This window comes from Sphingomonas sp. BK235 (assembly GCF_004345855.1).
Lineage (GTDB): Bacteria > Pseudomonadota > Alphaproteobacteria > Sphingomonadales > Sphingomonadaceae > Sphingomonas.
On record NZ_SLXN01000004.1, the window covers coordinates 367,231 to 378,736 of the forward strand.

The window sequence follows — 11,506 nt, forward strand, 5'->3', positions numbered from 1 at the left end:
CCCCTGCTCACCCGACGCCGCTCACCCGACGCGGCTCACCTGGCCGCCTGGGTGGCGGTCGATCCGGCCGGCCAGCTCGAGCTCGAGCAGCACGTCCTGCACCAGCGCCGCCGGAAGCGCGCTCTGGCGCACCAGCTCGTCGATCGCCACCGGCGCCGCACCGAGCAGCGCCAGCACGTGCGCGCGATCGCGCGCGTCGTGGAGCGGCGCGGGCGCGTCGTGCGGCGCCGGCCCGTCGGGCGCGGTCCAGTGCGTCCCGCCCGCGCGCACCAGCCGCGGGTCGAGCGGACGCAGCAGCTCGAGCACGTCCTCGGCCGATTGCACCAGCGTCGCGCCGTCGCGGATCAGCGCGTTGCAGCCGCGCGCGCGGGGATCGCTCGGATGGCCGGGCACCGCCATCACCTCGCGCCCCTGCTCGCCCGCGAGCCGGGCGCTGATCAGCGAGCCCGAGCGCGGCGCCGCCTCCACCACCAGCGTGCCCAGCGCGAGCCCGGTCACCACGCGGTTGCGATAGGGGAACAGCCGCGCGCGCGGCTCGGTGCCCGGCGGCATCTCGGCGAGCAACAGCCCCTCGCGCGCGATCCGCTCCTGCAGCCCGGCGTGCTCGGGCGGATAGGCGACGTCGATCCCGCCGGCCACCACCCCGATCGTCGCGGGCAGCGCGCCCCCATGCGCCGCGGCGTCGACGCCGCGCGCCAGCCCCGACACCACGCTGGCGCCCGCCGCGGCGAGATCGTGCGCCAGCTCGCGCGCGAAGCGACAGGCCGCGGCCGAGGCGTTGCGCGCGCCGACGATCGCGACGCTGGTGCGCGCCGCCAGCGCGAGGTCGCCGCGCAGCGTCAGCACCGCGGGCGAATCGTCGAGCGCGGCGAGCAGCGCGGGATAATCGGGATCGCCGAGCATCAGGTGGCGCGCGCCCAGCCGCGCCACCCAGGCGCGCTCGCGCTCGATCGCGGCGAGCGGCGGCACCGCGGGGGCGCGCCCGCCGCCGCGCCGCGCCAGATCGGGCAGCGCGTCGATCGCGCGTTGCGCCGAGCCGAACCGCGCCAGCAGCTGGCGATAGCTCACCGGGCCGATCGAGGGCGTGCGGATCAGCCTTAGCCGCGCCGCGCGTTCCGCCTCGTCGCGCACGCGCGGTGCCTCTTATCCCCGCTCGGCGTCGGCGGGGGCGTCGGTAGGGGCGTCGGTGGGAGCAGGCGCGGGGCCGCCGCTCGACCGGCCGACGCGCGGCTCGGTGCCGTCGATCAGCCGCGCGATGTTCGCACGATGCTTCCACAGCACCAGCGCGGCCAGCCCCATCAGCAGCGGCACCAGATCGAACTCGCCCAGCACCGCGGCGGTGACCGGCGTGCTGATCGCCGCGGCCATCCCCGCCAGCGACGAGATCCGCAGCGCCGCGAGCAATCCCAGCCACAGCAAGGCGAACACCGCCCCCAGCGGCCAGTGGAGCGCCAGCGCCACGCCCATCAGCGTCGCCACGCCCTTGCCGCCGCGGAAGCGCAGCCACAGCGGATAGCAATGCCCCAGCATCGCCGCCGCCGCGGCATAAGGCTCGCCGCCGGGCAGCAGCCATCCCACGATCAGCACCGCCGCGGCACCCTTGGCGAGATCGAGCAGCAGCGTCGCCGCCGCCAGCCCCTTGCGGCCGGTGCGCAGCACGTTGGTGGCGCCGATATTGCCCGACCCGATCTGGCGCAGGTCGCCCGCGCCGAACGCGCGCGTCAGCAGCACGCCGAACGGGATCGAGCCCAGCAGATAGCCCAGCAGCACCGCGGCCGCGGGCGACGTCCAGACGAGGTCGGCGGTCAGTGTCGGTCCCCCATTGCGGCCCATCCCTAGCCGAAACATTTCGGGTACGCCACCTCCTGCGCCGGCCGGCGTTGCCGGCATCGGGGAGAGATCGTAAGCGCGCGGTTGATGAGCGATCCGCGACCGATCCTGTTCTTCGACTCGGGCGTCGGCGGCCTGTCGGTGGTGGCGCCGACGCGCGCGCTGCTGCCGCGCGCGCCGATCGTCTACGCCGCCGATTCGGCCGGCTTCCCTTATGGCACGCGGAGCGAGGCGGAGATCGCGGCCCGCGTCCCCGCGCTGCTCGGGCGGCTGGTCGAGCGCTATCGCCCGCGGCTGGCGGTGATCGCGTGCAACACCGCCTCGACGATCGCGCTCCCGGCGGTGCGCGCCGCGCTCGACGTGCCCGTGGTCGGCACCGTGCCCGCGATCAAGCCGGCGGCGGCGATGAGCGCCACGCGCGTGATCGGGGTGCTCGGCACCGAGGCGACGGTGCGCCAGCCCTATGTCGACGACCTCGCCGCGCGCTTCGCGGGCGACTGCGTGGTGGTGCGCCACGGCTCCGCCACGCTGGTCGCGCTGGCCGAGGCCAAGCTGGCGGGCGAGCCGGTCGATCCCGCCGCGGTCGCCGGCGCGCTGGCGGGGCTGCTGGACCAGCCCGGCGGCGAGCGGATCGACGTGGTGGTCAACGCCTGCACGCATTTCCCGCTGCTGGGCGAGGAGCTCGCCGCGGCGGCGCCCGCGGGCGTGCGCTTCGTCGACGGCGGGCCGGGGATCGCGCGGCGGATCGAGTCGCTCACCGCGGGGCAGGACTGGGCGGCGGCGCCCGACGTTCTGGTGTTCACCCGGCTCGGCGAGCACGAGCGGCGCGTCGCCGCGAGGCTGGCGTTCGCGCGGGTGGAAGCGCTGTAACCTAGGCGGGCCGCGGGCGGAGGCGTGACGACCGGCTCGGCCGCGGGCCCATTCCCGTCTCTCTGTTCGTGGGCCTGCACCCGCCCTGTCTCCAGCCCTGCCGCTGCTTCGACCCTGGCCCAGGCCCGTGCCCTCCGTCATTCCCGCGGAGGCGGGAATCCAGACGCGCGGACCTGGCGACTTGAGCCGCGACGTCAGCGTGTCTGGATCCCCGCCTTCGCGGAGATGACGGAGGGAGGAGGGGGAGACGGACGGCGGCGACGGAGAGACGCGGCGACGGCGGAGAAGACGCGACGCCGAGCGCCACGACGTCCGTCGCCGCGCCGCCCCCTCACGCTGCGCCGCCACTTCCCTCTTGACCGGCGACAGGGGTGGGACAATTTGTCCCAGCGCTCGATCAGACATAGCGGCCTTATCCGCTGGCCATCGGGGGCGGAGGGGAGTAATCGCGGGCGCCATGATCAGCGACAGCAGAGAGGCGCGCGGCGTCGACTACTCGCGCGTGTTCACGCAGGCGATCGATCGACTCCATGCCGAAGGGCGCTACCGCGTCTTCATCGACATCCTTCGCAACAAGGGCATGTTCCCCAACGCGCGCTGCTTCGCCGGGCACAACGGGCCGAAGCCGATCACGGTCTGGTGCTCCAACGACTATCTCGCCATGGGCCAGCATCCCAAGGTGATCGCGGCGATGGAGGAAGCGCTCCACGACGTCGGCGCGGGCTCGGGCGGCACGCGCAACATCGGCGGCAACACGCACTATCACATCGATCTCGAGCATGAGCTCGCCGACCTGCACGGCAAGGAAGCGGCGCTGCTGTTCACCAGCGGCTATGTCTCCAACGAAGCGACGCTGTCGACTTTGGCCAAGGTGCTGCCCGGCTGCATCATCTACTCGGACGCGCTCAACCACGCCTCGATGATCGCGGGCATCCGCAACGCCGGGTGCGAGAAGCGCGTGTTCCGCCACAACGATCTCGCGCACCTCGAGGAGTTGCTCGCCGCCGACGATCCCGCCGCGCCCAAGCTGATCGCGTTCGAGAGCGTCTATTCCATGGAGGGCGACGTCGCCCCCGTGGGCGCGATCTGCGACCTGGCGGACAAGTATAACGCGTTGACCTATCTCGACGAGGTCCATGCGGTCGGGATGTACGGCGCGCGCGGCGGCGGGATCAGCGAGCGCGACGGCGTGGCCGATCGGCTGACCATCATCGAGGGCACGCTGGGCAAGGCGTTCGGCGTGATGGGCGGCTATATCGCCGCCGACCGCACCATCGTCGACGTGATCCGCTCCTACGCGCCGGGCTTCATCTTCACCACCTCGCTGTCGCCGGTGCTGGTGGCGGGCGTGCTGGCGAGCGTGCGCCACCTCAAGGCGTCGAGCGCGGAGCGCGACGGCCAGCAGGCCGCCGCCGCGGCGCTCAAGGCGATGCTGCGCGAGGCCGGGCTGCCGGTGATGCTGGGCGAGACGCACATCGTGCCGGTGATGGTGGGCGATCCGGTCAAGGCCAAGAAGATCAGCGATATCCTGCTCGCCGAATATGGCGTGTACGTGCAGCCGATCAATTACCCGACGGTGCCGCGCGGCACCGAGCGGCTGCGCTTCACGCCCGGCCCGGCGCACGACGAGGCGATGATGCGCGAGCTGACCGCGGCGCTGGTCGAGATCTGGGACCGGCTGGAGCTGCGCCTGGCGGCGTGACGGGCGGACAGCGTCGGTCAGCTCGGGACGGCGGGGACCGTCGCACGATCCCGGCGTCATCCTGAACTCGTTTCAGGATCCACCGCGCGGCTGGCGGCGCTGTCATCTTGGTTCCCAGCGGGGATCCAACCGTCCGCCGGAGCGACGCCCACGGCTCTCGTGGCACCATTGATCCGGACCCAAAAAGCCTGTTGAGGAGCAGGTGGCTCGCCGCAACCGTCATCCCGGGCTCGACCCGGGATCCATGGTGCTGCGAGGAATACCGGCGTTGCGCTCGCGGAGGCATGGATCCCGGCTCGAGGCCGGGATGACGGTGAGGGAAGAATTACCGCGGCGGATCAGCCGCTTGCGGACCAGCGACAGCTCAGACCAGCCGAGCCGCCAGCCGCCGCTTTTTGGGTCCGGACCCATGGATCCCGGGTCGAGCCCGGGCCTTTGGGATCCCGATCCGTGGATCCTGAAACGAGTTCAGGATGACGCCGGAAACAGGCGGCGCGATCGATCGCGGACGCGCGCGCCATCGCGTATCCGCCCCATCCTCACCCGCTCACACCGCCTGCCCGGCCGCGTAGCCGCTCGCCCACGCCCATTGGAAATTATACCCGCCGAGCCAGCCGGTGACGTCGACCGCCTCGCCGATCGCGTACAGCCCCGGCACCGTGCGCGCCTCCATCGTCTTGGACGACAGCTCGGCGGTGGAGATGCCGCCGACGGTCACCTCGGCCTTGGCGAAGCCCTCGCTGCCGTCGGGGTGGAAGCGCCAGTCCGCCAGCCGCCGCTCCGCCTCGGCCAGCGCGCGGTCGCTCGCCGCGCCCAGCTCGCCCAGCCCGAGCCGCTCCGCCAGCGCCTCGGCGAGCCGCGCCGGCAGCCCCAGCGCGGCCGCCAGCGTCGCGCGCGGGCGCGCGCGCTTGGCCTCGACCAGCCAGCCCGGCGCGACGTCGGGGCGGAAGTCGATCGCGACGTCCTCGCCGCGGCGCCAATAGCTCGACACCTGCAGGATCGCCGGCCCCGACAGGCCGCGATGCGTGAACAGCGCCGCCTCGGCGAAGCGCGCCTTGCCGACGCGCGCCTCCACCGCGGTGGCGACCCCCGACAGCGCGCGGAACAGCGCCTCGCTCCCGGGCAGCGTCAGCGGTACCAGCGCGGGGCGCGGCTCCACCACCTTGAGCCCGAAGCGGCGCGCGATGTCATAGGCCACCCCGGTCGCGCCGAGCTTGGGGATCGAGGGGCCGCCCGTCGCCACCACCAGCGCGGGTGCGCGATAGCGGCGCGCGCCGTGCGTGACGGTGAAGCGCGCGTCGGCGTGGTCGATCGCGCCGAGCGGCGCGCCGAGCCGGATCGTCGCGCCCCCCGCCTCGCACTCGCCGAGCAGCAGCTCGACGATCTGGCGCGCGCTGCCGTCGCAGAAGAGCTGGCCGAGCGTCTTCTCGTGCCAGGCGATGCCGTGGCGCTCGACCAGCGCGAGGAAATCCTGCGCGGTGTAGCGGCCGAGCGCCGATTTGGCGAAATGCGGGTTGGCGGAGAGATAGCGGTCGGCGCTGGCGTGCAGATTGGTGAAGTTGCAGCGCCCGCCGCCCGAGATCAGGATCTTCTTGCCGGGCGCGTCGGCATGGTCGAGCACGACGACGCGGCGCCCGCGCTGCGCGGCGATCGCCGCCGCCATCAGCCCGGCCCCGCCCGCGCCGAGCACGATGGCGTCATAATCTTCCATGCGCGCGCCGTGACATAGCGCGACGCCCGCGTCGAGCGGGTGGCCGCTCGCCGGGCGTGGGCCAATGGGGGGCTCTCCTCACGAGCGGGGGAGAGCGCCCCCCCCCGGCGCCGATCAGATCGCCGCCAGCGCCTGCTCCATGTCGGCGATCAGGTCGTCGGCATCCTCGACCCCGATCGAGATCCGCACCAGATTGTCGGTGATCCCCAGCGCCTGCTTGCGCGCATCGGGCACCGACAGGTGCGTCATCGCCGCGGGATGGCTCGCCAGCGTCTCGGTGCCGCCCAGGCTCACCGCCAGCTTGGCGATCTTCAGCGCGTCGAGGAAGCGGAACGCCTCGGGCTCGCCGCCCTTGAGGTACAGCGAGAAGGTCGAGCCGCCCCCGGTGCAGTGGCGGCGATAGATATCGGCCTGGCGCCCCTCCGCCTCGGACAGGAAGCCGAGATAGCCGACATGCTCCACCTTGGGGTGATCGCGCAGATAGGCGCACACCCGCGCGGCATTCTCGCCCGCGCGGCTCATCCGCAGCTCCAGCGTCTCGAGGCTGCGCAACAGCATCCAGGCGGTGTTGGGGTCGCAGATCGTCCCGATCGTGTTGCGCATCGCGCGGATCGTGTCGATCACCGCCTTGGACCCGAGCACCCCGCCCGCGACCAGGTCGGAATGGCCCCCGGCATATTTGGTGAGGCTGTAGACGACGAGGTCGGCGCCGTGCTGGAGCGGCTGCGACCACAGCGGGCCGAGGAAGGTGTTGTCGATCGCGATCGGCGGCTTCTCCGCGGCCGCGCCCCAGATCGCGTCGCGGCTGGCGGCCACCGCCTCGACGTCGACCAGCGCGTTGGTGGGGTTGGCCGGGCTCTCCAGATAGATCAGCGCGACGCGCCCGGAAGCGGCCTTGCCCAGCACCGCGTCGATCTCCTCGCGCGTCGCGCCCGCGGGGAAATCGAGCCAATGCACGCCGAAGCGCCCGAGCACGCGCGCGATCAGCGTCTCGGTCGCGGCATAGAGCGGGCCGGAATGGACGATCGTGTCCCCCGGCCGCACCAGCGACAGGAACAAGGTGGCGATCGCCGCCATCCCGCTGGAGAAGGTCAGCGCGTCCTCCGCGCCCTCCCAGATGCCGAGCCGGTCCTCGAGGATCTCCTGGTTCGGCCCGTTGAAGCGCGAATAGACCAGCCCCGCCGCGCCGCCCGGGCGCTTGCCGGTGACGCCCTCGAAATGGCGCTTGCCCGCGGCGGCATTGGGGAAGACGAAGGTAGAGGTGAGGAACACCGGCGGCTTGAGCGCGCCCTCCGACAGCGTCGGGTCATAGCCATGCCCCATCATCAGCGTCGCGGGCTTCAGCTTGCGCCCGCCGATCGCGTCCACCTCGGGCTTGGGCGAGACCCGCGTCTCCACCCCGGTCAGCTCCTGCTCGGTCGGTTCGTCGGCCATGCGATCGTTTCTCCAGATACTTACTGTGCGCGATAGGGCACGAAAGCGCCGAGCGCGCAACTGCCGCTGGGGATTCGCGCGGGCAGATCGATCGTCTGCGCGATGTCGCCGCGGCACAGCCGGGTCTGGAACTGGCGCGTCACCAGCGTGTCGCCGCGGCGCACGTTCTCGCACCCGCCGCCGGTCTCGCTGACATAGACCAGCTTGTTGCTGACACGGTAGATCAGCTTGGTGCCCGCGGCGGAGAGCTGCGGATTGGTGAACCTGGTGTCGATGCAATCCTGCGGCTTGCCCGCGGTCTTGCCCGCGATCAGCCGCTGATACTCGGCCTCGGGCGAGCGGTCGCGCGGCGCGGCGGCGATCGCGCCCGCGCTCAGCGCCGCCGCGGCGGCGAAGGTGGAGAGGAAACGCATGGCCATACCCTCATTCGTCATGAGCCCCCGCGCCACCCCAACGCACGACGCGGCGAATCGGGCCGGCGCCCGCTTTCCTACAGCGCGGCGCGCGGGCGGAGCGTGCTCCTGCCTCCGCGGGAACACGTCGCCGGTTCGCGCCAGCGGACCACGCTAGAAAGCGTCCTTGGCCGCGCGCAACGCGCCCAGCCGCGCCGCATCGTCCGCGCGCAGGAAGGGATTGGTCGCCAGCTCGGCCGCGATCGTCGTCGGCACGGTCGGCTCGCCCGCGGCGCGCAGCCGGTCGATCTCGGCCATCCGCGCCACCAGATCGGCGTTGTCGGGCTCGACCGTCAGCGCGAAGCGCCCGTTGGCCTGGGTATATTCGTGCCCGCAATAGACCGCGGTCTCGCCCGCCAGCGCGGCGAAGCGGCGCATGTTGCGATACATCTGCGCCGCGTCGCCCTCGAACAAGCGCCCGCAGCCGAGCGCGAACAGCGTGTCGCCGGTGAAGATCGCACCGTCGTCCGCGAAATGGAAGGCGACGTGCCCCGCGGTATGCCCCGGCACCTCGATCACGGTCGCGCGATGCTGCCCCAGCGTCACCGAATCGCCCTCGCGCACGCCGCGGTCGATCGGATCGATCCGCGCGCGCTCCGCCTCCGGGGCGGTGACGGTCGCGCCGGTCGCCGCCTTGACCGCCGCGCTGCCGCCGGTGTGATCGCGGTGCCAGTGCGTGATCCAGATCTCGCCGATGGTCCAGCCGCGCGCCGCGGCCGCGGCGAGCACCGGCGCCGCCTCGCCCGGATCGACCACCGCCGCGCGCCCGTCGCCGGCATGGACCAGCCAGCTGTAATTGTCGCTCAGCACTGGCACGCGGACGATCTCGAGCATCACCAGCTTCCCGTGTTGGGCATCGACGCCCAGGGCTCGGCCGGCGCGAGCGGCGACCCGGCCTGGAGCAGCTCGATCGAGATGCCGTCGGGGGTCTTCACGAACGCCATATGACCGTCGCGCGGGGGGCGGTTGATCGTCACACCCGCGTCGGCGAACCGCTGGCAGGTCGCGTAGATATCGTCGACGCGATAGGCGAGATGCCCGAAATTGCGGCCGCCGCCATATTGTTCGGGCGCGCTGCCGTCCTCGGCGGGCCAATTGTAGGTCAGCTCCACCTCGACGCGGCGGTCACCGATCGCGGCGTCCGCCGCGGTCGCGAGGAAGATCAGCGTGAAGCGCCCCGCCGCATTCTCCATCCGCCGCACCTCGCTCAGCCCGAGCAGCGCGAAGAAGGCGATCGTCGCGTCGGGATCGCTGACGCGGATCATCGTGTGGAGATATTGGGTCATGGCATCTTCCATTCGTCGACGTAAAGCAACGGTTCATCGTGGCCAGTCCAGCCTCGTGCGCGCTATATGGGACGGGAGGACGCGATGGAACACCGCTCGCGCGCGCTGCTGCTGGCCGCGACGATCTTGGCCTTGGGGATCGTGCTGGGCGGCTATCTGCTCGGCGACGGGTTGCTGCGCGCGAAACGCAGCGACCGTGCGGTGACGGTGCGCGGGCTGGCCGAGCGCGACGTCACCGCCGATCTCGCCACCTGGACGCTCAACTATGCCGAGCAGAACGTCGACTCCGCCGCGGCGCAGGCCGATATCGCGCGCGATACCGAGACGCTGCGGCGCTATTTCGCCGCGCTGGGCTTTCCCGCCGACGCGCTGACCCCGGCGGGCGCGGGGGTGAGCCACATGATGAACAACGGCGTCCGCACCGTCACCATCACGCAGCGCCTCCAGCTGCGCACCACCGACGTGGCGCGCGCCCGCGCCGCGGTGGCGCGCCAGTTCGAGCTGGTGCGCCAGGGCGTCCAGCTCCAGGAAGGGTCGGGGATGGCGTACAGCTTCACCCGGCTCAACGCGATCAAGCCCGCGATGGTCGCCGCTGCCACCCGCGACGCGCGCGCCGCCGCCGAGCAGTTCGCGCAGGACAGCGGCACCGCGGTGGGCGGGATTCGCAGCGCGACGCAGGGCTATTTCTCGGTCGAGGCGCGCGACGGCGAGGGCGGCGGCTATGGCGTCGCCGACACGCCTTTCAAGAAGGTGCGTGTCGTCACGACGGTGGAATTCTACCTCCGCTGAGCGCGCGTCAGCGCGCGGTCATCCTCGCTGCGAGCGCGCGTCAGCGCGCGATCATCCCGGCTGCGAGCGCGCGTCAGCGCGCCGCCATCTCGGCGCGGTAGAGATCGAGATAGCCGTCGAGCCGCGCTTCCCGGTCCGCGTCCCACTGGCCGTTGAGCCGGCGCGGCGGCGCGTAATCGTAAGCGAAGCGATAGGTGCCGTCCTGCTCGATCGTCAGCTCCAGGCTGCCCAGCGTGCGGTCCTCGCCGCCGTCGCGGATCACGCGGTGCAGCGCCGCCACCGCGTCGCGGGTGGCGCGGTCGACCTCGATCGTCGGGTCGGCGTAATCGCTGCCGCTGGGCACGATGGCGAAGGCGACGCTGTCCATCGCATAGCCGCCGGCCTCCTCGATCACCTCGATATCGGCGACGATCCGCCGCCACCCCGCCGGCGCGCGCGCCGCGAGCGCTTGTACCACGCGCTCCTGTGCCTCGGTCAGCGTCACGGTCCCTCCTTCCGCCAGCATCGTCAGCGCCTTATTTATTGTCGAACGTCTGGGTACGCCAGCGCCCGTCGTTGACTCGGTAGGACGCGACGAACTCGTCGGGGCGCGCGGTGGCGTTGCCCTCGGCGAAGCGCGTCTCGATCCGCACCTCGACGCGGTTGGCGGGGTTCTCCGCGAGCGAGGCGACGGTGTTCTCGAAGCGTTTGTACGCGCCCTGGTTGAGGTTGGAGAGGCCGTCGCCGATCGGCCGCCCGTTGCCCGCGACGACGTTGAGCCGGTTGGTCTGGCCGCCGAACCGGTCGGCGACGACGTGGAAGCCGACGTCGGTCGGCCGCCCCTCGCGCCGAATCTGCGCCTGGAGATCGGGATCGTTGCGCCCCGCCGGGGTCAGCGTCACCCGCCCCTCGGCCACCGCGGGGCGTCCGGCGGCGTCGGTGGTGTAGCGGAAATTGCCGTAGACATAGGTGGTGTTGGCCTCGGCGGCGTTGGCGGCGCGGTTGAAGGCGGCGGCGTCGTCGAAGGTGCGTACCGACTGGCGCGCCGCGGGGGCGAGCGCCTCGTCGAGCTTGCCGCGCATCGCCAGCAGCTGGTCCTTGGCCGATTGCGGCAGCGGCAGGTCGGCGGGATCGGCCTTGTGGAGCAGGTCGCGGATCTTCTCCAGCGCGGGCGCGCCGCCTGGGCGAAAGCGGGATCGCGCCGCGCGAGGTCGGCGGCATTGGCGACATTCTCCGCCCATTTGCCGAGCTTGCCCAGCTTGGCCGCGTCGCCGACCACCGGGATGATTCCCGCCGCCGAGATGGCCGCGCCCAAGACGTCGCCGCGGAACAGCGAGATCACCGCATTGGTCCCGTCCGAGATCGGGGTGGGATCGACGATGCCGGTGAGATCCAGCGCCATCTGGCCGAGATCGAGGATCATCCCGGCGCGATCGACCGGCGGGGCGGCGGG

12 protein-coding genes are annotated in these 11,506 nt (G+C 72.2%); 3 read left to right on the plus strand and 9 right to left on the minus strand.

The features are described 5' to 3' along the window. Positions 1–21: 21 nt before the first annotated feature. Positions 22–1,131, minus strand: coding sequence for a DNA-processing protein DprA (dprA, locus tag EV292_RS13505; protein ID WP_132909730.1), 1,110 nt, complete (start codon positions 1,129–1,131; stop codon positions 22–24). Positions 1,132–1,143: 12 nt separating this feature from the next. Further along, the gene (plsY, locus tag EV292_RS13510) at positions 1,144–1,833 is read right to left on the minus strand and encodes a glycerol-3-phosphate 1-O-acyltransferase PlsY (protein ID WP_132909731.1); all 690 of its coding nucleotides are present in this window, start codon (positions 1,831–1,833) and stop codon (positions 1,144–1,146) included. An 84-nt stretch (positions 1,834–1,917) separates the two neighbouring features. Between plsY and murI the strand changes: the two genes are divergently transcribed. Next, positions 1,918–2,700 carry a glutamate racemase gene (murI, locus tag EV292_RS13515; RefSeq protein ID WP_132909732.1) on the plus strand — a complete coding sequence of 261 codons (783 nt, stop codon included), beginning with the start codon at positions 1,918–1,920 and terminating at the stop codon, positions 2,698–2,700. Between the two features lie 457 nt (positions 2,701–3,157). Continuing rightward, positions 3,158–4,402, plus strand: a complete 1,245-nt coding sequence (gene hemA / locus EV292_RS13520; RefSeq protein WP_132909733.1) for a 5-aminolevulinate synthase — start codon at positions 3,158–3,160, stop codon at positions 4,400–4,402. A gap of 547 nt (positions 4,403–4,949) precedes the next feature. Here hemA and EV292_RS13525 read toward each other — a convergent pair. The 5 genes from EV292_RS13525 to EV292_RS13545 form a co-directional block, all read right to left on the minus strand. Further along, the gene (locus EV292_RS13525; RefSeq protein WP_132909734.1) at positions 4,950–6,113 is read right to left on the minus strand and encodes an NAD(P)/FAD-dependent oxidoreductase; all 1,164 of its coding nucleotides are present in this window, start codon (positions 6,111–6,113) and stop codon (positions 4,950–4,952) included. 114 nt (positions 6,114–6,227) lie between these two features. Further along, the gene (locus EV292_RS13530; protein ID WP_132909735.1) at positions 6,228–7,547 is read right to left on the minus strand and encodes a cystathionine gamma-synthase family protein; all 1,320 of its coding nucleotides are present in this window, start codon (positions 7,545–7,547) and stop codon (positions 6,228–6,230) included. A 20-nt stretch (positions 7,548–7,567) separates the two neighbouring features. Continuing rightward, a complete protein-coding gene (locus EV292_RS13535; protein WP_132909736.1) occupies positions 7,568–7,966 on the minus strand; it encodes a hypothetical protein in 399 nt (132 codons plus the stop codon). A gap of 147 nt (positions 7,967–8,113) precedes the next feature. Next, a complete protein-coding gene (gene gloB / locus EV292_RS13540; protein ID WP_132909737.1) occupies positions 8,114–8,833 on the minus strand; it encodes a hydroxyacylglutathione hydrolase in 720 nt (239 codons plus the stop codon). Then, positions 8,833–9,285, minus strand: coding sequence for a VOC family protein (locus EV292_RS13545; RefSeq protein WP_132909738.1), 453 nt, complete (start codon positions 9,283–9,285; stop codon positions 8,833–8,835). Before EV292_RS13545 ends, gloB begins: the two co-directional genes overlap by 1 nt. An 84-nt stretch (positions 9,286–9,369) precedes the next feature. Here EV292_RS13545 and EV292_RS13550 point away from each other — a divergent pair, with 84 nt between their 5' ends. After that, a complete protein-coding gene (locus tag EV292_RS13550) occupies positions 9,370–10,074 on the plus strand; it encodes an SIMPL domain-containing protein (protein ID WP_243693767.1) in 705 nt (234 codons plus the stop codon). Between the two features lie 73 nt (positions 10,075–10,147). Here EV292_RS13550 and EV292_RS13555 read toward each other — a convergent pair whose 3' ends face one another. Then, complete coding sequence (locus EV292_RS13555) at positions 10,148–10,558, minus strand: hypothetical protein (RefSeq protein WP_132909740.1); 411 nt, start codon at positions 10,556–10,558, stop codon at positions 10,148–10,150. A gap of 31 nt (positions 10,559–10,589) precedes the next feature. After that, on the minus strand, positions 10,590–11,294 hold the full coding sequence (locus EV292_RS13560) for a DNA/RNA non-specific endonuclease (protein WP_132909741.1): 705 nt from the start codon (positions 11,292–11,294) through the stop codon (positions 10,590–10,592). Positions 11,295–11,506: the final 212 nt, after the last annotated feature.

What these genes read in the sequence shown, in the direction of transcription:
- plsY (WP_132909731.1), bottom strand. Translation starts at nt 1,833, where the DNA reads ATGGGCCGCAATGGGGGACCGACACTGACCGCCGACCTCGTCTGGACG.
- murI (WP_132909732.1), top strand. Translation starts at nt 1,918, where the DNA reads ATGAGCGATCCGCGACCGATCCTGTTCTTCGACTCGGGCGTCGGCGGC.
- hemA (WP_132909733.1), top strand. Translation starts at nt 3,158, where the DNA reads ATGATCAGCGACAGCAGAGAGGCGCGCGGCGTCGACTACTCGCGCGTG.
- EV292_RS13525 (WP_132909734.1), bottom strand. Translation starts at nt 6,113, where the DNA reads ATGGAAGATTATGACGCCATCGTGCTCGGCGCGGGCGGGGCCGGGCTG.
- EV292_RS13530 (WP_132909735.1), bottom strand. Translation starts at nt 7,547, where the DNA reads ATGGCCGACGAACCGACCGAGCAGGAGCTGACCGGGGTGGAGACGCGG.
- EV292_RS13535 (WP_132909736.1), bottom strand. Translation starts at nt 7,966, where the DNA reads ATGGCCATGCGTTTCCTCTCCACCTTCGCCGCCGCGGCGGCGCTGAGC.
- gloB (WP_132909737.1), bottom strand. Translation starts at nt 8,833, where the DNA reads ATGCTCGAGATCGTCCGCGTGCCAGTGCTGAGCGACAATTACAGCTGG.
- EV292_RS13545 (WP_132909738.1), bottom strand. Translation starts at nt 9,285, where the DNA reads ATGACCCAATATCTCCACACGATGATCCGCGTCAGCGATCCCGACGCG.
- EV292_RS13550 (WP_243693767.1), top strand. Translation starts at nt 9,370, where the DNA reads ATGGAACACCGCTCGCGCGCGCTGCTGCTGGCCGCGACGATCTTGGCC.
- EV292_RS13560 (WP_132909741.1), bottom strand. Translation starts at nt 11,294, where the DNA reads ATGGGCGGAGAATGTCGCCAATGCCGCCGACCTCGCGCGGCGCGATCC.